This is a genomic window from Streptomyces sp. NPDC001750 (assembly GCF_042892615.1).
Lineage (GTDB): Bacteria > Actinomycetota > Actinomycetes > Streptomycetales > Streptomycetaceae > Streptomyces.
In genome coordinates this window covers 36,386-54,252 of sequence record NZ_JBIAUE010000026.1, presented here as the reverse complement: position 1 = coordinate 54,252, position 17,867 = coordinate 36,386, and the positions used below count along the sequence as shown (strand labels likewise).

Genomic DNA, 17,867 nt, shown 5'->3' with positions numbered 1-17,867 from the left:
CGGCAAGCCGCTTCACGCCGACTGTTCGGGGCGCTCGTACACCCAGGCCGTCTGCTCGTGCGGCAACTGGGAGATGAAGCAACGCGGCAAGGGCTACGTCAACGAGTGCCGCAAACGAGTGCCGCAAACGGCACCTCGCCAGCCACATCCCGAGGCCGAAGGTCCTCCGGGACCTGCTCCGTCTCGACGTTTCCTGATGCTCCGACCCGCCCACCCGTACCGCTCTCGGAGGCTTCCTTGCCCCAGTACATGACTGTCGGCCATCTACTCCGCCAGCTCCAGGCCCTTGATCCCACCCTGCCGATCCGCCTCGCCGTCAACCCCGACTTCCCCTTCACTCACTACGTGGGGACCGAGGTCGTCGTCCAGGACGGCAAGGCGTTCATCCCCGACGACGGCCAGGAGGACTACCTCCCCACGTCGGTACGCGACGCCCTCACCTGGTCCTGACCCTTTCCACTTCTCTCCGGAGGCTTCTATCTCGTCGCACACCCTTCCGCTGCACCGCCTCGCCGTACATCCCATGCCGGACGGCGTACGCGGCGCGCTGGTCCAACGCGTCTCCACCCGGCACGACGGCCCACTCGACGTCACGTGGCTCGCCGCCAGAACCCCGAAGCTCCCCCTCGGTCGCATTCGCCTCCACTGGGAGCACGCCTCTCGCTCCGGCTGGAACGTCACCGCCCACCTGGGCCTGGCCACCACCGAGGTACACCTCGCCTCCTGGCCCGCCGCCCCAGACGACTGGCCGCGCCTGGTCCGCCCGACCCTCCACGAAGTGACCGGCCTGTGTGCCGCCCTCGCGTTCGCGACTGACGCCCTCGACCTCTCGAACCGCCTCGCCGAGGTCTGAACCGAGAACCTCAGACGGCCGCCCCTCGCCGATCAGGCAGGGGCGGCTTTGACGTACGCCCGGCCGCATGTGCGTACGCTCTCACCCCCGAGGAGGAGGACACCTTGGCCGACGACCAGCCGCACTGGGGATACCCCGTGCGAAAAGGAGTCGCTCGACTGTCCCGGACCTCTCGCCGTCGGCGATTGCTACTACCTGCACTGACTCTCAAGGCGTCTGCCGGCCGCTGGTGACGGACGACCAACCAGGCGGCCTTCTCCCCCACTGCGCCCCGGCTGTCACCCCCGTCCGGCACCATGGGCGCCATGAAGATGCCCCGCGTCAACTGCCACGACTGCGGCCGGGATGTCGCCGCGATCCCCGCCGGCGTCGGCCTGTGGAAGATCGCCCGGCACGACCACCCCGGGATGCACCGCGATTTCCAGGGCGTCCTCGTGTCGTGCAGCGCCTCGCTCCGGGCCGTGGAGCTGGCGGACATCCACCAGCTCCAGCTTCCCGAGCAGAGCGCCGAGGACGAGCACCCGGCGCTGTTCTAGCGGCGCTGCCCGGCTCGCGCATCAGGTGGCGTCGAACACCCGCAGGATGGTTTCACCCCTGGAGTCCCGTGTGGAGGCGCCGTCTTACTACCCGGCAGCCTCGGGGGCTGGGGTGATGATGACGTCCTTGAACAGGTACCAGGGCTCGTAGCCGCTCCGCGTGCACTTGATCCGAAGTCGGACGGCTTTGCCTTCGTAGTCCTGGCACCAGTGCTGGGCCGCTTGGGGGTAGTCCATCCAGAAGGGCGGCTGGGTATCGCGCATGTCCCGCCGCATGGCGTCGCCCGGCTCCAGCGGGCCATTGCTCCACGCAGTCCGCCCCGGGTCGGCGACGCCATCGATGCCCGGGATGAAGTGCAGCGGGCCCCAGATCTGCTTCGCGATGTCCTGCGCCGTGGGCGGACGCCCAGGCGATGCTGTCCGTAGTAGTCCGTCGTCACGGATGTCCACCGTGATGTCGTCCAGACCCGGCAGACCACTGGGCCCTCTCAAGACGACGAACAGCGACGCTCTGTCGGTACCCGCGCTGGGCCTGCGGATCTCTACCTCCAGCTCAGGGAGCAGCTCCTCATGGCGCCGCTCCCGCTCAACAGCTGCCATCGACTCGGCCGTCGCCTGCGCGGCCACCGCCGCCTCGTACGACCTCTCGGCAGTCTCACGGGACTTCTCCGCCGTCGTGCTCGACCTGTGCGTTGCCTCCCACGACCCGAACGCCGCCACCGCCGCAGCAACCGCAGCGATCGTCGCCGCCCGGTCGTTGTCCAGCCACCCAGACCACGCCAGGACAAGCAAGGCACCCACGACGAACCCGGTGCCAAGCGCCCACCCTTCCGCTTGCCTATCTCATGCATGGCCGGACCCTACCGATTCGGGCGCTTGGCCGACGAAGACGCTGATGCCCCTCTTCGGCGAGGTGCCCGGCCTCGGCTTTCTGTACCCCGCTCGTCTACCCCAGGTAGATGCCGGCGAAAGCACCGTCGAAGCCGAGCGCGATGAGGCCCTGCTCGACGGTGGGGTAGGTCGTGCCGTACGGGCCAGCGATCAGGGCGTCGAAGTCGGCGCGGCTGATCTCGGGTTCGATCCACTGGTTGCTGCACCGGCAGCTGATCCAGACGTTGCGGCCGTGGCTGATGAGCAGCCAGTCGCGTCGGGCTCGGCAGGCCGAGCACATCACGGGGATGCCGCCGAGGGCGAGTTCGTGTGGGTGGCTGACGCAGCGTGTCGCGCCGGGACCGTCGGCAGGCTGCGTCTCGTACCGGAGTTGCAGCAGGGGGTCGGTGCCGGTGGGAAGGACGGGCAGCGCGGGTGCCGGCTCCGTGGTGCGGTCGGTGGTTCTGAGCACGAGCGTCATCTCCCGGTCGAGGGCTTCCTGTTTTCATCCGTAATAGCTGGTGGAACCGGCTGTCCAGAGGGTTTCGTGGAGTCCGGCCGGTCGGTGGCCGACCTTCCGGACGTGCTGATCAGCGGCGCGGTGGGCGGCTGCGCGGGTCATAGACGGCAGGGCGCGGCGCCACTGTGGGTGCGTTCCGTTCACTGGGGCGGTTGGCTGAGCTCTTGGTCGGGCGGATGCCGGCCTGCGGGCGACGGGGAGCTTCGCCCGGGTGGGCGGGGAGCTGGGCGAGGCGGCGCAGGCGCCAGACCAGGACATCGTTCACGTCGTCGGCGGTGTTGAGTTCGCGCATGTTGATGGCCTGTCGCAGGAGGGCTTCGGGGTCGTGGCCTGCCTGCTCGGCCTGGGCGAGGGTGGCGATCAGGGCGTCGGACTTCGTCGGCATGTCGTCTGCTCGTACGCCCTGCTCCGGCAGAGCCGCGCGGAGGGTGGCCTCGTGCGTCCGGCGTTGGGCCTCGGGGAGGACACGGCCCTGATCGTGCAGCACCCGCATCGGCGTGGCAGCGGCCTGACGGTAGGCCGTTCGCAGATGCTCGGCGGCCTGTCGGGAGGCATGAGCCTGCTGGGCGTGACCGCGGGCGGAGTGCCAGCGGGCGGCGGCGAGGGTGACCAGGACCAGGGTGGAGACGAGCATGGCGGTGGTGCCGCCGTCCTCGCCACGGCCGAGAGCGCCGCCGGCCTGAACGATTCCGCGGGCGGCCGAGCGGAGAGCCCGGGTGTCGGCGCGCTCTGCTCGGATGTGGCTGCGGGTCGCCCGCTCGAAGGCTCGGGCAGCTGCAGCCAGCTCTGCGCGGGTGGCGGCCGGGGAGGTCTGGGCGACCGCGTCCAGGAATTCCCCGACGCCGACGAGCTGGGCGGCGGCTTCATCAGCGCCGCCGTCTAGGAGGAGGGCGGCACGCTCGGCGATGCTGGTGGCGCTGCGTCGTTCTCGGGCGGGCGGGGACCAGTCCGCCCTGTCGCCGTCGGCCGAGGGCGTTGTGCGCTCGGCGGTACCGTCGGCCAGCCGGAGACGGATCTTCGGGAGGGACAGGTCGGGGGCCAGCTTGGAGCCGGGGTACCAGACCGGTTCACCGTTGCGGTTGCGGTCGCCGGGCAGGGCCACGTTGTAGCCGAGCGCGTCGCCGGACGGGGCGTGGCGCACTTTTACGCGCAGGCCCGCCTCGTGGAGCCGGGTGAAGAACTCCTTCTCGTCGTCCGCTCCGGCGACGGCCTGGCGGACGGCTTCGCGGAGCGTCTCGCGGGAGGTCTCGGGTCGGCCGGTGCGTTCGGCCTTGAACCTCTCGGCGCTGGTGGGGTTTTTCGCTGCGGTGCCGTCGCCGGCGTTGAGGCGGCGCAGGCCCATCTCCTTCTCGATGCGTCGGCATTCGGCCTGGGCCTTGTTGAAGTCGTAGTTGAGGCGGGGATTGCGCAAGTCGCCGCGGACCAGGGTGGCGACGATGTGGATGTGGTCTTCCGCGTGGCGGACGGCGATCCACCGGCAGCCGTCGGGATCACCGTCCGGGGCGATGCCGGTGGCGTGGACGATGCGCTGGGCGACGGCGTTCCACTCCTCGTCGGAGAGCCGCCGGTCGCCGGGGGCGGTCCGGACCGAGCAGTGCCACACGTGCTTGGCAGGCGCGCGATCGCCAGCCTGCTTGACCCGGAGGTCGAGGGCGGCGGTGAGGCGGGCGAGGGTGACGTGCGGGTCGGTGTCGCGGCCGGGGTCGGGGGCGAAGCCGTCCCAGGAGCCGACGAGGTGCGCGTCGGTGTGCTCCTCGCGCTTGCCGGGGCCGTAGAGGTAGACGAGGAGTCCGTGGGTGCGGGAGCCGCGTCCGATGTCGGGAACCATCACAGCCGCCTGGTCACCAGGTCGTTCGCCGCGTCGTCGATGCGGCCGATGGGCGCCCCCTGGTGCCGGTTGCCCGGCTGGTTCCCGAGCGCCCTCGCTCGGGAACCAGCCGGGCTTCCCCCGCCCTCTGGGGCGGGGGCAAGTGCGTACGACGGGCCGTAGGACCGTCGTACGCGATAGCTTGCTCCGCCAGGAGCCGTCGTGGGGTCACGCTTCTGTCCGGCGGTGGGGACCGCCGGGTCGTTGGTGGTCACCGGCTCGTCTCCGGGTCCTGCTGCTGGATTTCGCGGACGAGTTCCTCGATCCAGTCCATGGCCAGGACCGGGTGGTGCAGGGTCCAGGGGCAATCGTGCTGCTCTCGTTGCACGATCCAGGTGGTGTCGGGGCCGGACTGGGCGCGATGGAGGTGGCCGTGCTGGTGCAGGACGGTCAGCCAGGAGTCGACTTCGGCGGGTGTGGCCGGGCGGGTGCGCATCGGGTGCTCTCCGCTTCTGCTCTGGAGGGATGTGGGGCGAGTGTCCGGGAGCGGGTGACCGGCCGAGGTGACCGGCTCGGTCACCCCCTCCGTGAGGTTCGGTCAGTTCCGGGCGGAGGTGACCGGTTGTCGGTGCTGCTCGCGGAGCTGGGCCATCAGGGCGGTCAGGGTGTCGCTGGACAGCGGGATCTGCTGACCGCGGATCGCCTGGGCGACCACCTTGCGGGTCAGCTTGTCCTCGGCCCTGACCGCTGACCGGGCGATCTCCAGCAGTTCCTCGGTGTCCAGGTCAGGCCGTCGGTCACGGGTTGACCGGGTGTCCCGGTCATTGACCGGGGGTTGGGTGACCGGCCTGGCAGTGACCGGCTGTCGGCTGTCCCGGTCGCCGGCGGCCGGCTCTGTGCCGACCGGGCGGTCAGTTACCTGCGACACGATGTCTGAATGTCCGGGCAGGTCAGCGGCCTTGTGCTCCAAGTCGCGGTGGCCGGTGTCCGGGCCGGTGCTGCCCGCCGACGCGTTGTCCCCGGTCAGTGACCGGGGGCCCGTGCCCTCCTTGTCCAGGGACAGTCTCGGCCGGCCGGTCAGGGCAGTGACCGGCTGTCCGGCGCCGACCTGACCGACCTGCGGCTGCCGCTGACCGGGCCGGTCAGTCCGAGTGACCGGGAGACGTTCCGGGCGGTCGACCTGACCGAGCTGACCGGCCTGACCGAGGTCGTCGCGGTCATCTCGGTCACTGTCCTTGACCGGCCCTCGGGCAATGATGATGTACAGGTGGACTGCGCCGGCCAGGGCAAGCGGGGCGACGGTGGACAGCACCGCGACCACCGTGTCCCCGAGCCTCAGCCCAGTGGCCGGGGCAGCTTCCTCGTTGAGCCTGACCGCGTGCAGCGCGTTGGCCCAGATACTGGCGGCGGTGGCCGTACCGAAGAGCGTCCAGACGTAGAGCCGGGCGCGCAGGGGTGCGTCGCGCAGGACCAGCAGGGCCCGGATGCCGTAGGCGATGAACCCGTCGATCACCAGCGGGAAGAGGTAGGTCAGGAAACCGCGGACGTGGACGGCGATGGCCATCTGCTGGAGGGCGTCGTAGCTCAGGGCGCATCCCGCGCCGCCGAGGGCGATGACAACCGCGCGGTCCCATCCGGTGATGGGCGCCGTCTTGGGCGCATTCGCGATGGTCACGCCGCCGTCCCGAAGTCATCGCGGCCCAAGCGCTCGCCGCCGGACTCGGAGTGCGCGGTGGCCTGCGGCGTTTTCTTCAGGTCTCGGTTGCGAAGGGCTCGGCGGGTCTCGCGGTACAGCTTCTGGGCGTGCTCCTCGGTGACCTTCAGGAGCCAAGCGAGGCGCTGTTCGGACAGACCGTGCTGGTAGGCGGCGTGGACGACCGCGCGGCGCTCGGCCTTGGTGAGGTGGATGTCGCGCCCGGCGATGGTGGCGTTGACGCGGCTGTAGTCGAGGCGGCTGGCGAGCTTCTCGTGCAGCGGTGCGCGCTCCTCCTCCGTCATTCCTCCCCGGATGCCGTGGGTGTCGCCGCCTTCAAGGGCGGTGTCCAGGCAGGTGCGGCGGACCGGGCACTGGCCGCACAGCGACTTCGCTGCGGTGATCTTGGCGGTCTCGTCGGGCTCGGGGAAGAAGATCTCGGGGTCCACCGGGTTGTACCCGGTGCTCTGGCAGACAGCCTCGTCCTGCCAGCTGTGGTCGCCGAGCGGCCGGTGACGGGCAGGGCTGATCGTCGTGGGGTTCACGCGGTTGCTCCGATCACTCTCCGCGCACGGTGGGCGTCGGCGGAGAGGTATTGCTGGGTCGGGAAGTACGTGGGGCGACGCGCTGGGTGCGCGGCCCGGCGTGGCGGCCTGCGGCCGGTCAGGCGGCGTGGGGCTGGCGTCTGCGGTCGACGGGCTCAAAGGTGACCCGGGTGGTCATCTCGGCGAGTCGGGAGGCGACGCGGTCCCCGAGGTGTTCGCGGAGGTCGCGCATGGCGAGGTTGGTGGTGATCAGCGTGGGGAGCATCAGGTTGTACCGGCGGTTGATCAGCCGGTAGGTGATCTCCTCGACCCACTCGGAGATCTTGGCCGCGCCGAGGTCGTCCAGGATCAGCAGCGGGTAGCGGCTGACCGTCTCGAGTTCGCGTTCGGTGTCGCGTCCGGGGCGTGGGCGCAGGTCGGCGTAGAGGTCGGCGGTCGTGGTGGCCCGCCACCGGACGACGATGCCCGCTTCGACGAGGGTTCGGACCGCGCCGTACACCTGGTGGGTCTTGCCCGCGCCGGTGACGCCGGCCAGGAGCAGGCTGGGGCCGGTGGTGATCTGCCGGCGCGCGCCGGGGTTGGGTGCCTCGGCCTGGGCGATCACATCGCGGGTCCAGGTCAGTACCTCGGGGCGGTCGGCGCGGGCGGTCCGGTAGCGCGGGAGCATCCGGGCGTCCAGCAGGCCCAGCGGGGTGTAGGGCTGGTCCTCGTCCGGGGCCTCGGGGAGGTGCTGCGGGTCCATGCCCCGGTCGGTGAGGATCCTCTGCAGTCGCTGGAGGGCTCCAGCGCCGAGGAGCTCGGGCTCGCGGCTCATCACAGCTCCTCCGCGTAGGCGGCGGCCGCGTCGACCGGGTTGGTCCACGCTCGGTGCGTCGCGCCAGGCCGGGATGCCGTCTGGGCAGGGAAGCGGGCATTCATGGCGTCGTTCACCAGGCTCGGCAGCCGAGAGGGATGGCCCTGGATCTCGGCGTAGCGGGCGAGGCCGGCGCGGATGTGGTCGACGTCGATGCCTTCGACGAGCAGCTTCTTCAGCAGGCGACCGAGGTGCCCGAGGACGTCACCGGGCGGGCGCTCGGTGCAGGAGCCCACGTACTCGGCGAGGAGGTTCCCGGCGGTGACCGTGCCATCGGGCGCTGTGCGCCCCGTAGGTGAAGACGATCCAGGATCCATGATCCTGGATCCGGACGTCGAGGCTCCGGCGAGGGTTCGCGGAGGGTTCGTCGAAGCCTCCGCGAACCGGCCTTGACCTGCGGGTTCCCCTCCCGTTGCGGAGGCCGTCCCACTGGTGTCGGGATACGTGTTGTCGCCGGTGCCCGGTGCCATGGTGCGGTCGCTGTGCGGACGCGCGAGCTGTTCGGGGTGCGGGTCGACGGCTCGGCGAGGATTCGTCGAGGGCTCGTCGAGCGCTCCCCGGGTGTTCGCCTCGGCCTCGACGCAGACTCCCTTGCACGGGCCGCACCTCTTGTCGCTACTGTGGGCGACGCAGACCGGGAGACGGGACTGGCTGGGCCGGTCGATCTTCTGGTGCTCGTACCAGCCGGTGATGTGGAGATAGCGCTTGCCGTCGCAGCCGGTGTACCGGCAGATCAATCCGGCGTCGGCAAGCTGCTGGAGGTCCTCCTCCACATGTACGGGAGTGTGCTCGGCGCGCAGCGGCCACAGGAGGCCGGCGATGATCGCCGGGTTGTCCCGGTGCCTCCCGTGGTCGTCGGACTGGGTGAACAGGCCGATGTAGGTAACGACCGCGGAGACCGAGCAGGCCGCGACCCTTTCGTTGACGAACAGGTCGGGCTTGACTGTCCGAATGCGGGCCATCAGCCCTCCCGGCGAGCTCGACGACGCTCGAGCCGCTGGCACCAGCCCCGCGTCGAGGCTGCCGGGATTCCCCTGCTGGGTGGGTGCATGTGATACTCCGTCCTCATGGACGGGGCTGCGCGGTTGTCGCCTGCAAGCTGGCCACGCGGCCCCGGATCATTGGGTGCCCTCGGCGAGGGCAGCCGACGGATGCCCGGGAGTTGCCGCTCCCGGGCATCGTCGTTTGGCCCCACCCCGGCATGGACCGTTTTCATGGGTGGATGGCACGATGATCACACTAGACTGAGATGGGGCGCCGCTGTCAACCGGCGAAAATGAAGACAGGGCGACCATCCACCCCCATGAAGGCGACGCGACCGAAGGACGGCCACGATGGACCACCAGAACAACCCACCTGCGGCACAGGCGGGTGACGGGGCCACACTTGCCGGCCGCCTGGACCGACTGTTCACCACCGTCCACCCGAAGGGCCGCGGCCCGTACAGCTACGAGGAGGTAGCGTCAGGCATCCGCCGGCAAGGCGGTCCGACCATCTCCGCGAGCTACATCTGGCAACTGAGGACCGGCGCCAAGGACAATCCGACCAAGCGCCACCTCGAGGCTCTCTCCACCTTCTTCGGCGTGAAGCCCGCCTACTTCTTCGACGACGACGAATCGGAGAAGATCGCCGCCGAACTCGACGCGCTCGCCGCCATGCGCGATGCGGGCGTGAGATCAGTGGCTCTACGCGCATCTGGACTCTCCGACAAGAGCCTCAAGATCATTACCGAGTTCATCGAACGCGCCCGCGAACTCGAAGGCCTCGGGGTCCCCGACGAGGATTCGATCATCGATATGAATTCCAGTGGCAAACATCACGATGACGTGAAGTGATGCCCCATTAGCAAGGATTCGCCACCCCACTTGCGCATGATTGTCCACATTTTCCCGACGTAATCTACAGCCCTCCAGATGTGCGACCGGAAATGATTCATATACTCACCACGGCATCGCGGCGGTAAGTCGCACGTTCGAGAAGTTCGGAGTCGGAGGGCAGATGAAGTCCGGTCGTTCGGGGCCCTCCCAAGATCAGGGAATCCGACTCGAATCCGTCCTGGACAATCTCGACCTTCCCGACCCTTTCAAGATCGAGGAACTACTCGCCCGCGTATCCAAGAAGCGCGGCCGGCCTATCCACCTGCACACCTTCCCGGCGATCACTGGTGACGAACTGCCCTGCGGAGCCTGGCTCGCCACGGAGAAGGCGGACCACATCCTCGTGGAGGACGCCACCAGCCCTCTCCACCGGGACCACATCGTGCTGCACGAGATCAGCCACATGCTCCTCGGACACACGCCTCGCCAAACCCTCGGCCGCGCCTTCCACCACCTCGACACCGATCTCGTGACGGGTGTCCTTGGCCGCACAAGCTACGAGACCGAGGAGGAGCGGAGCGCGGAGACGCTGGCCGGCCTCATCGCGACCCGTGCCGCTCTGCGTGGAAACGGCGACCGGACCACCCCCAGCACCTTGCGCCGGCTCAATGCCGCGCTCAGCGACTCCTGAGACTCCCTGATAGATGATTGACGCGATACCCGCCGTCCTGCTCTGGGCCGTCACCCTCTGGCGTGCCCGCTCCGCCTTCCGGAGACCCGAACGACTCAGTCTCTGGCTGGCCTTCGCGGCACTCGCTCTGGCCATGACGGTCCGGCCGGTCGCCATCGCGGCGGCGGTCGACGAGCATCTGCACGTCACCAACCTGTCGTTTCTGATCAAACACATCTGCGGGACCGTCGCAGCAGCGTCGGTCCTCACCTTCGTCGCCGACATGGCCGAGTCGAAGACCGGGATCCGCGTATCCAGACTGCACAAGGCCGTGCCTGTCGTCACGGTCGTCCTGCTGGCTGCCTGTTTCTTCGCCACACCCCAGCCTCACGAGGCGGAAGATCTCCTGGCGGACTACGCCGACCACGCCACGATCCTCGCGTACGGCGTCGTCTGGACCTCCTACCTCGGCGCCGCCCTGCTGAGCGCCACGCTGCTCTGCTTCCGCTGGGGGCGCCGCCCCGACAGCGGACTCGTCGGCCGAGGCCTGATACTCATTGGCACCGGTACCGCCGTCGGCCTCATATACGCCCTTCACCGTGTCGCCGTGCTGTTCATCGACTACGTCGGCAGCAGTCCGCTCAATGAGCACGCCAACCACGTGCTCAGCACGGGCCTGCTCTTCCTGGCCCTGCTGCTGATCGTGCTCGGCAGCACCCTCCCGGCCGCCCCACGCATTCACTCCCGCGTCCGGGCCCACTGGCAGCTCGTCAGCCTCTACCCGCTGTGGCGAATCCTCACCGACGCCGTCCCGGAGACCCGGCTCAACACCCCACCAAGCCGCGCCGTCGACGCGACCAACCCACTGCGTACACACGACCGGCTGTACCGGCGCACCATCGAGATCCGCGACTCGGTCCTCACTCTCGCCGACCACGCGTCGGCGGAACTGCGCGGACGCGCCTACGACCACGCCACCTCACTCGGCTTCATCGGCGCCCACGCCGACATCACCGCCGAGGCCTGCTGGCTCGCCGTCGCTCGCGAGGAACGGCTCCGCGGCGCGGTCACCGGCTCCGGCGAGCCCATGCCTCCAGCCAGCGGAGGCCGCGACCTCGCCACCGAGATCCGCGCCCTTACCACCCTCAACACCGCCTACCGCTCCCGCGCCACGCAGGACTTCCTCCGCGCTCACCTTGAGGAGACACCGGCATGACCACCACCACGCAGCTTCCACCCACTGCCGCCGCTCCTGCCGAGCGGCGCTCCGCCCGCCTTATCACCGAGGTCCTGGCACCCGCCAACCTGGTCATCGGCGTCCTGCTGGTCATCGGCTGGCACTCCACCAACTCCCCTGCGGGTGCGGGCTGGGGCCTGCTGGCCGGCGCCTTCTGCGGCGGCCTGCCGATCGCCTACATCGTCGCCGGCGTCCGCCGGGGCCGCTGGAGCGACAAGCACCTCAAGGTCCGCTCCCAGCGGTGGATACCGCTCTTCGTCACCCTGGGTTCCGTCCTCGTCGGCACGGGCCTGCTCCTGGCTCTCGACGCGCCGCGCGAGGTCGTCGCCCTGGTCGCCGCCATGATCGCCGGCCTGCTGCTGACCATGGCAGTCACCGTCTGGTGGAAGGTCAGTGTCCACACCGCCGTCGCCTCCGGCGTCGCCGTCGTCATCACCATCGCCTACGGCTGGTGGGCCGCCCTCCTCTTCCTCGGCGTCGCCGCCGTCGGCTGGTCCCGGGTTTCCCTGCGCGACCACACGACGGCACAGGTGATCGCGGGGACCATCCTGGGGGGCACGGCGGCAGCTGTGGTGTTCGCGGGGCTACGCTGACCCGCCCGCCTCTAGCACACCAAGATCATCGGAGTCGTGATGGCGATCCTCCAAAGCCGACCGGCCGCCGCGAAAGCGAGGGGCGTCTTACCCGCGCAGCTTGATCCGGTGAGCATGAACAACGTGGTGCCAGAGTGCCAACAGCAGGGGATCTTCCACGGACCGGCTTCTCCCACCACATACCTTCGTCTGCTGCCGGCACTCAGCGCGGGCGGCGCTGACAGACGCGCTCCACACGGGAGACGATCGATGAGGCCCCGGACGCATCGCTCGTTCTGCCAGGGGCGCCTGAGCCGGGCTCCGTGGATACGGTCCATGCGTGGATGCGGGGCATACCTGAGATCTCTACCGAATCCGGGGCAGTTCACTCCATCCTCGCCATCACCGACTACAAGCGGGAACCCGGCATGGACCAGTGAAACCAACGGCTACGCACTTGCGCCATGCGCTGATCCCACCATGGTGTGAGGTCCACCCCCATAGCGCCCTCCTCGAACACCTCTTCCCAATCAAGGTACGTGGGCTCGTCTCGGTGCCAGATGTAGATGTCGATCTGGGGGTGCAGGATTCCGGCAAGGCGGCGGAACGCAGCGGGGGTTACACCGCCGAAGACACAGAGGACCCCACGATCGACACGTAGGTCTTGAAGCTTGCCGATGAACTCCTCAACGGTGCCGATGCTCACAGCGCGCTTATAGAGCTTGCACTCGAAGACGATCTGCATGGTCGAGCCGAGGGCCGGCACCGATGCCAGCACGTCAATCTGACGCTCGACCTTGCTGTGAACGCCCATCAGCTTCACGTCATGCTCGACCGTCACGTTGGCATCAAGCTTGCCGACCTGGTCTGCAACCAGCCGCTCGAACGATTGCCAGTTGTCGGCGTCGCTGGCCGAGAACGGCATCCTCAAGTACATGACATTGCCCACGCGGCAAGAGTAAGCGCAGGGTCTGACAGCCATCTCAAGAATGTGCCTGCCCCCATCAAGTCGGCGGGGCAGGTGGTGGATCACTCTCGCTTCCTCATCTCGTCCAGTACCTCGCGGACGGATCGGATTGCAGCAATCGTTTTCTTGGCAGTCGCTCACTCCGTCCCGGTTCTACCGTCTCACCTGAATCAGCGCGTGAGTTCCGCTCGTACGCCAGGCAGCCCGGGACCGTTCGAGGGCGTCCAGCGTTCCCTGCTCCAGGCCGACGATGACGTCGGACTTCAGAGTCCGGAGCGCCGCCACGGCCCCCGGGAAGTAGGCAGTGAGATCGGTGAAGGGCGCCGTGGCGTCCCACAGCTGGTCGCCCACCAGGCGACGGTAGTTGAGGTCGCCCTTCAGGATGGTGAGCGTGGCGCTCGCGAACTCGCCGCGAAGGTCCTCGGGCATCTCCCCGTACGGCAGCGGAGCGCAGAAGAACGGGTGGGTGCGGACCTCCAGGCTTCCTGCCGCCATGGCCTTCCACAGTCGGCCGCCGATCCGGTCGGCTTCGCCGGGCGCCTCGGTGAGGCGACGGAGGCAGTCGACGACGTCAGCCGTCATCGCGTCGGAGACGTAGTAGGGGTAGGGCTTGACGTGGAGCACGACCCGTTCGGCGTGCCGATGTTCGAGGAGGTGGTCGATGAGGATCAGATCCGGGATGAGCTCTCGTCCCGCGTTGTCCGCCACTACGGCGACGGTGGAGGACGCTCCGGCGGGCAGGAGCTGCCACAGCACCGCGCTGTCATCGGCCACCAGCGTGGAGGCAGCGGCGTCACCGACCGCCGGCTCCCCCGCCGCAACGCGGAAGCCGAGATCCGCGCGGTTGCCCCAGAGCGAGGCGTGGAGCAGGGCCGTGGCCCGCTCCTCGGTCGGCGCGTCCGCAAGCGCGTCGAGAGCTCGCAGCTCCTCTTCCACCGCGTCACCGCGCAGTTCGGCCTGCTTGAACGGCGCGAACGGATCAACTCCCTGCCATGGGCCGGTGCCGAAGTACTCGATGGCAGCGAGGAGCCTGCGGTAGAAGTAGCTCTCCGCCCACAGGAACGGGGCGTCGTACCACGAGCGTCCGAAGTGCTCCTGCCCCCAGTCCGCCCAGCGCTCGTGGTCGTGTTCCGCAGGGGCGAGCGGCTCGACCACACTGTTGGTGATCTCCTCCAGCAGGGCGTCGAGGGCCTCGTGCTGTCGGCGGCCGTACGGGAAGGCATCTCGTACCTGCTGGATGAGGGCAGGGTGGCGCTTGGCCAGCACACCCCAGGCGAACGAGCCGGACTCGTTGCTCAGGATGACCGGGGCACCGATGGGGCCGGCGTCGCGAACGGCCTCTTCGCCCGAGGCGCGGGAGGTCTTCTCTGTCATGGTCTCCAAGCCCTTCACTTCTCGCTCATGTGTCAATGATCCCCAGGGCTACGACGCCGGCCGCACTCCCCACCAGCACCTCGCCCGTCGTGGGTTCGAAGGCCGCGCAGTGCAGTGAGGCGTCCACCCGGACCTTGGCGATCTGCCGCTGCTCGCCGAGCGACCACACGCGCACCGTCCCGTCCGCCGCAGCGGACACAAGGCGGTCCTCGTTGCTCATGAAGCCCAGCATGAGGATGCGGCCCGTGTGGCCGGAGAGGTGGGAGGTGAACCGGTCCGTCCCCAGGCGACGTACCGCGATGTCGCCGGTTCCCGCCCCGACCGCCACCCGGTTGCCCGGACCGTCCACGGCGACAGCGCGGGCCCAGCCGCTGGGGCTGCTGAACCGGCTCCTGAACTCCCCTGTGGGGGCGTGCCACACGCGTACCGAGCCGTCACCACCGCAGGCTGCCAAGAGGTCCCCGCTGTCGTCGAAGGAGAGCGACCGCAGCCGACCAGCGTGCACGTCCTGGCTCCACAGCAGCGTCCCGGTGGGCAGATCCCAGCACCGGATGTGTCCATCGCCCGTGCTCGCGGCGACACGAGGTGTCGAACGGGCCATCGCCACGGCCCACGTACGCGGGGTGTCCTGGTTCAGGGTGAGCGACCAAGCGGTGTCGAGCAGCGACCAGACCCTGACCGCCCCGTCGCCGCATGCTGCGGCAACGTGTTTCTCGCCGCAGGCCAGGGACCAGACGCGTCCGTGGGCCGCCGGGAGTCTCCGGCTGACTGTCGCGGTCGTGGTGTCGATGACGCCGACGCCGCCGGCCCCGTCGCCGACCACGGCGGTGCGTCCACCGGCCGCGAACTGTGTGGACCATACGGTGTTCGAGCCGCTGGCCAGGGTCCTGAGCCTGCTCTTCCCCATGGTCCAGATGCGGACAGCGCCGTCCTCGCATCCGGCGATCACGGTGCCGTCGCCCGTTCTGGCGAGTGAGCGCACCCAGTCCACGCCTGGTGGGAGCTGGGTCTCGCCCACGGGGCTCTCCGCCGAGAACGCCTGGATCCTCGGTTCCTCGGTGGCGGAGACGAGGACATTGTCGTGCGGGGACAGAGCGACGGCGCGCACGCGCGCCTTGAGGTCGGTGATCCGGCGGGCGAGCGTGAGTTTTCCGCCGGTCGCGTCCCACACGGCTACGGAACGGTCGCCGGATCCGGAGGCCAGGAGGGAGGAGCCCGGGGCGAAGGCCACGGAGCGGACCCAGTCCCGGTGGGCCGCGCTTTCGTCCAGGAGGCGGCCGGTGCGCAGGTCGAAGAGGCGGACGAACTCGTCCTCGCCGGCCACGGCGACGAGCGAGTCGGAGTCGCCGCCGATCGTCACGGACCAGACGGGGGTGCCGGCCGCCCGCATCGTACGCAGGAGCACAAGGCGCTCCAGGTCCCACACGCATACTGCGCCGTCCTCGGCACCGGAGACCAGGACGCGGTCGACCGAGGAGAAGGCGAGACTGCGGATACGACGATTGTGCCCCGGTAGCACCCCTACAGGTTCGCTGGTGTCCGTGCGCCACAGCCGGATCGCTCCGTCGTCGCCCGCCGAGGCGAGGACCGTCCCATCCGCGGAGAGCGCGGTAGCGAACACCCACCCGGTATGGGCCTCGTGGGCTCGGAGGAGTCGGCCCGTGCCCAGGTCCCACAGTCTGACCACCCCGTCCTCGCCGCCCGACGCCACGAGGTCGCGGACGGCGGCCACGCTGACTACCGCACCGATGTGACCACGCTCCGCCGCCGCGGGGTTCTCCTCCGGGGGCAACAGCCACTTCGGGGCGAGCGTTGTCCCCTCCCCCGCGGCGTTTCCCAGGAACCGGGTGGCATCGGGCAAGGGTGCGCGGCGCAGCACGACCGAGAGCGTCGAGGCGATGTCGGCCGGGCTCTCCAGCCCGCTCAGCAGATACCCGGCGCCGGTCAGGGCACGGGCGGTCGCCCACACCTGGTGCTGCGGGTGGCCCACCTCATGCCGCCCGGGCAGGGCGTCGAGCACGGCGGCGTCCGCCGTCAGCGACTGGTGTCCGACGAGCGCGACCTTGCGCATGACGTACGTCGGCGAGGCCAGCAGGCTGACAAGCTCGGCGTCGAGGCCGGCCTCACACAGGTGGTAGGGAAGGTGGCGCCACAGATACCCTTCGGTCTCCTCCAGGGTCTCCCAGGCGCCGTCCGTGCTCTGCCGGTACGCCTCAATCAGGGACCGATGAAGAGTCGCCCATTGATCGCCGATCAGATGGCGCAGGTAGGACCGGAACACGTCGTGCAGCACGATGGCGTTCCGGTCGGCGAGGTAGGCGCTGATCAGGGACCGGTCGGACAGCACCCTGCAGAACTGCCGCACCACATGCGGATCCCATCCGTTCGCGGTGCCCCACCAGTGGGTGAGTACCGACATGGGGATCGGCACCGACGGAGGGAACACGGCCAGGGAGAGGTACCGGTCTCGCAGGTCCGTACGCCCGGCGATCGAGACGCTCTCCGCGAGGCTGTGGAGGCTGGACTCAAGCGCCTGCCCGATGGCGTTCTTGCGCTGGTCGGAGTCCCAGACGTCGAAAGCCTGAGGGCCGTACGCGCGGATCGTCGCGCTCGTCTCCGTGACGACGCGACCGGCCGGGGCACCGGAGCCGACCTCCTGCGAGACGTTCGCCCCGACGATCGACGCGAGCAGGGGCCACCCTCCGCACACGCCGGCGAGGCGTGCGGCCTCGGCGTCGTCCAGGGCTCCGACGTTGCGGACGAGTAGTTCCCGGATCTCGCCGGGGGCCATGGGCCCCAGGCGCACGACTCGGGCGGAGCTGGGGCACACGCGCACGTTCCTCGTGGTCACGAGCCGTACGCAGTCCTCGCCGCCGAGCAGGAAGGGGCCGAGGTCGGTGGCGGACCAGACGTTGTCGACGACGAGGAGCGCGCGTCGTCCCTGGAGCAGACGGGCGAGGTGGAAGCCGGCCTGCTCCGGGTCCGCGAGGGACGGGCGATTGCCATCGAGGTGGACGCACAGGTCGGAGATCAGCTCGACGACCCTGGCGGCCGTGCAACCCTCGCCGGTCTCCACCCAGAGGATCTCCGAGAAGGAGTCCCGGACGCGGGTGTCGTGACACACCTGGGTGGCCAGCGTCGTCTTACCGAACCCACCAGGGCCGCACAGGGCGACCGTGGCGACGCTGTCGTCCTGCGACGCCTCCCGGAGTACGGATACGAGCCCTTCGAGATCTTCTGACCTGTGCACCAAGCCGGGCTCCGGAACGGGTATCGGAAGGTAGTGGTCCGGCGTCGGCGAGACCGAGGGCGCTGGAACACCGACGGAGTCCCAGAAGCGCTGCCGCACCTCCGCGTCGCTCCGTTCCAACGCCGTGTCGAGTAGCGCCTGGGAGTCCGGTGCGACGACGATCTCCTCGCCCCGGGCCTCCCAGTTGGACACCGTCCGGTCGCTGACGCCGAGGTAGGACGCGAAGCCACGCACGCTCCGACGCGTCGCGAGCCGCAGAGCGCGCGCCTCCCGTCCGGTCCAGCGCTGCACTGTGGCCACCTG

Annotated in this window: 19 protein-coding genes; 7 read left to right on the top strand and 12 right to left on the bottom strand. The window is 69.4% G+C overall.

Annotation, left to right across the window (positions count from 1 at the left end; genetic code table 11):
• Nucleotides 1-237: 237 nt before the first annotated feature.
• The 3 genes from ACFYY6_RS30695 (at nt 238) to ACFYY6_RS30685 (ending at nt 1,389) form a co-directional block, all read left to right on the top strand.
• Nucleotides 238-450: a hypothetical protein gene (locus tag ACFYY6_RS30695; protein WP_389196681.1), complete on the top strand. Its 213-nt coding sequence runs from the start codon at nt 238-240 to the stop codon at nt 448-450.
• 73 nt (nt 451-523) lie between these two features.
• Nucleotides 524-853, top strand: a complete 330-nt coding sequence (locus ACFYY6_RS30690) for an esterase (protein WP_389196679.1) — start codon at nt 524-526, stop codon at nt 851-853.
• Nucleotides 854-1,158: 305 nt separating this feature from the next.
• The gene (locus ACFYY6_RS30685; RefSeq protein ID WP_389196677.1) at nt 1,159-1,389 is read left to right on the top strand and encodes a hypothetical protein; all 231 of its coding nucleotides are present in this window, start codon (nt 1,159-1,161) and stop codon (nt 1,387-1,389) included.
• 87 nt (nt 1,390-1,476) lie between these two features.
• Here ACFYY6_RS30685 and ACFYY6_RS30680 read toward each other — a convergent pair whose 3' ends face one another.
• From ACFYY6_RS30680 to ACFYY6_RS30640, 9 genes are all read right to left on the bottom strand, one after another.
• Entirely contained in the window at nt 1,477-2,190 is a 714-nt protein-coding gene (locus ACFYY6_RS30680; protein ID WP_389196675.1) for a hypothetical protein, read from the bottom strand.
• A 145-nt stretch (nt 2,191-2,335) separates the two neighbouring features.
• Nucleotides 2,336-2,740 carry a hypothetical protein gene (locus ACFYY6_RS30675; RefSeq protein ID WP_389196673.1) on the bottom strand — a complete coding sequence of 135 codons (405 nt, stop codon included), beginning with the start codon at nt 2,738-2,740 and terminating at the stop codon, nt 2,336-2,338.
• Nucleotides 2,741-2,849: 109 nt separating this feature from the next.
• On the bottom strand, nt 2,850-4,607 hold the full coding sequence (locus tag ACFYY6_RS30670) for a relaxase/mobilization nuclease domain-containing protein (RefSeq protein ID WP_389196671.1): 1,758 nt from the start codon (nt 4,605-4,607) through the stop codon (nt 2,850-2,852).
• On the bottom strand, nt 4,607-4,861 hold the full coding sequence (locus ACFYY6_RS30665) for a hypothetical protein (RefSeq protein WP_389196669.1): 255 nt from the start codon (nt 4,859-4,861) through the stop codon (nt 4,607-4,609). Before ACFYY6_RS30665 ends, ACFYY6_RS30670 begins: the two co-directional genes overlap by 1 nt.
• Entirely contained in the window at nt 4,858-5,082 is a 225-nt protein-coding gene (locus tag ACFYY6_RS30660) for a hypothetical protein (RefSeq protein WP_389196667.1), read from the bottom strand. The genes ACFYY6_RS30665 and ACFYY6_RS30660 overlap by 4 nt, the downstream gene beginning before the upstream one ends.
• Nucleotides 5,083-5,184: 102 nt before the next feature.
• The gene (locus ACFYY6_RS30655; protein WP_389196665.1) at nt 5,185-6,261 is read right to left on the bottom strand and encodes a DUF2637 domain-containing protein; all 1,077 of its coding nucleotides are present in this window, start codon (nt 6,259-6,261) and stop codon (nt 5,185-5,187) included.
• Entirely contained in the window at nt 6,258-6,824 is a 567-nt protein-coding gene (locus tag ACFYY6_RS30650; protein ID WP_389196663.1) for a WhiB family transcriptional regulator, read from the bottom strand. Before ACFYY6_RS30650 ends, ACFYY6_RS30655 begins: the two co-directional genes overlap by 4 nt.
• Before the next feature lie 118 nt (nt 6,825-6,942).
• Nucleotides 6,943-7,638: an ATP-binding protein gene (locus ACFYY6_RS30645; protein WP_389196661.1), complete on the bottom strand. Its 696-nt coding sequence runs from the start codon at nt 7,636-7,638 to the stop codon at nt 6,943-6,945.
• Complete coding sequence (locus ACFYY6_RS30640; RefSeq protein ID WP_389196659.1) at nt 7,638-8,639, bottom strand: hypothetical protein; 1,002 nt, start codon at nt 8,637-8,639, stop codon at nt 7,638-7,640. The genes ACFYY6_RS30645 and ACFYY6_RS30640 overlap by 1 nt, the downstream gene beginning before the upstream one ends.
• A gap of 372 nt (nt 8,640-9,011) precedes the next feature.
• Here ACFYY6_RS30640 and ACFYY6_RS30635 point away from each other — a divergent pair, with 372 nt between their 5' ends.
• The 4 genes from ACFYY6_RS30635 (at nt 9,012) to ACFYY6_RS30620 (ending at nt 11,994) form a co-directional block, all read left to right on the top strand.
• Complete coding sequence (locus ACFYY6_RS30635) at nt 9,012-9,512, top strand: helix-turn-helix domain-containing protein (protein ID WP_389196657.1); 501 nt, start codon at nt 9,012-9,014, stop codon at nt 9,510-9,512.
• Nucleotides 9,513-9,675: 163 nt separating this feature from the next.
• Nucleotides 9,676-10,185: a hypothetical protein gene (locus tag ACFYY6_RS30630; RefSeq protein WP_389196655.1), complete on the top strand. Its 510-nt coding sequence runs from the start codon at nt 9,676-9,678 to the stop codon at nt 10,183-10,185.
• Between the two features lie 13 nt (nt 10,186-10,198).
• Nucleotides 10,199-11,380 (top strand): MAB_1171c family putative transporter, encoded by a 1,182-nt coding sequence (locus tag ACFYY6_RS30625; RefSeq protein WP_389196653.1) that lies wholly within the window; start codon nt 10,199-10,201, stop codon nt 11,378-11,380.
• The gene (locus tag ACFYY6_RS30620) at nt 11,377-11,994 is read left to right on the top strand and encodes a hypothetical protein (RefSeq protein ID WP_389196651.1); all 618 of its coding nucleotides are present in this window, start codon (nt 11,377-11,379) and stop codon (nt 11,992-11,994) included. Before ACFYY6_RS30625 ends, ACFYY6_RS30620 begins: the two co-directional genes overlap by 4 nt.
• A gap of 388 nt (nt 11,995-12,382) precedes the next feature.
• On the opposite strand, the gene ACFYY6_RS30615 is transcribed toward ACFYY6_RS30620, so the two are convergent.
• The 3 genes from ACFYY6_RS30615 to ACFYY6_RS30605 all read right to left on the bottom strand — a co-directional run bounded on the left by ACFYY6_RS30615 (nt 12,383) and on the right by ACFYY6_RS30605 (nt 17,864).
• Nucleotides 12,383-12,922 carry a restriction endonuclease gene (locus ACFYY6_RS30615; protein WP_389196649.1) on the bottom strand — a complete coding sequence of 180 codons (540 nt, stop codon included), beginning with the start codon at nt 12,920-12,922 and terminating at the stop codon, nt 12,383-12,385.
• A gap of 171 nt (nt 12,923-13,093) precedes the next feature.
• On the bottom strand, nt 13,094-14,314 hold the full coding sequence (locus ACFYY6_RS30610) for a damage-control phosphatase ARMT1 family protein (protein ID WP_389196647.1): 1,221 nt from the start codon (nt 14,312-14,314) through the stop codon (nt 13,094-13,096).
• Nucleotides 14,315-14,339: 25 nt separating this feature from the next.
• Entirely contained in the window at nt 14,340-17,864 is a 3,525-nt protein-coding gene (locus ACFYY6_RS30605) for an NB-ARC domain-containing protein (RefSeq protein ID WP_389196645.1), read from the bottom strand.
• Between the last annotated feature and the right edge of the window lie 3 nt (nt 17,865-17,867).

Bases quoted from the DNA above. Each gene is read 5' to 3' on its own strand.
- ACFYY6_RS30690 (WP_389196679.1), top strand. From the start codon at position 524: ATGCCGGACGGCGTACGCGGCGCGCTGGTCCAACGCGTCTCCACCCGG.
- ACFYY6_RS30630 (WP_389196655.1), top strand. From the start codon at position 9,676: ATGAAGTCCGGTCGTTCGGGGCCCTCCCAAGATCAGGGAATCCGACTC.
- ACFYY6_RS30610 (WP_389196647.1), bottom strand. From the start codon at position 14,314: ATGACAGAGAAGACCTCCCGCGCCTCGGGCGAAGAGGCCGTTCGCGAC.
- ACFYY6_RS30670 (WP_389196671.1), bottom strand. From the start codon at position 4,607: ATGGTTCCCGACATCGGACGCGGCTCCCGCACCCACGGACTCCTCGTC.
- ACFYY6_RS30635 (WP_389196657.1), top strand. From the start codon at position 9,012: ATGGACCACCAGAACAACCCACCTGCGGCACAGGCGGGTGACGGGGCC.
- ACFYY6_RS30645 (WP_389196661.1), bottom strand. From the start codon at position 7,638: ATGAGCCGCGAGCCCGAGCTCCTCGGCGCTGGAGCCCTCCAGCGACTG.
- ACFYY6_RS30620 (WP_389196651.1), top strand. From the start codon at position 11,377: ATGACCACCACCACGCAGCTTCCACCCACTGCCGCCGCTCCTGCCGAG.
- ACFYY6_RS30625 (WP_389196653.1), top strand. From the start codon at position 10,199: ATGATTGACGCGATACCCGCCGTCCTGCTCTGGGCCGTCACCCTCTGG.
- ACFYY6_RS30675 (WP_389196673.1), bottom strand. From the start codon at position 2,740: ATGACGCTCGTGCTCAGAACCACCGACCGCACCACGGAGCCGGCACCC.
- ACFYY6_RS30660 (WP_389196667.1), bottom strand. From the start codon at position 5,082: ATGCGCACCCGCCCGGCCACACCCGCCGAAGTCGACTCCTGGCTGACC.
- ACFYY6_RS30640 (WP_389196659.1), bottom strand. From the start codon at position 8,639: ATGGCCCGCATTCGGACAGTCAAGCCCGACCTGTTCGTCAACGAAAGG.
- ACFYY6_RS30685 (WP_389196677.1), top strand. From the start codon at position 1,159: ATGAAGATGCCCCGCGTCAACTGCCACGACTGCGGCCGGGATGTCGCC.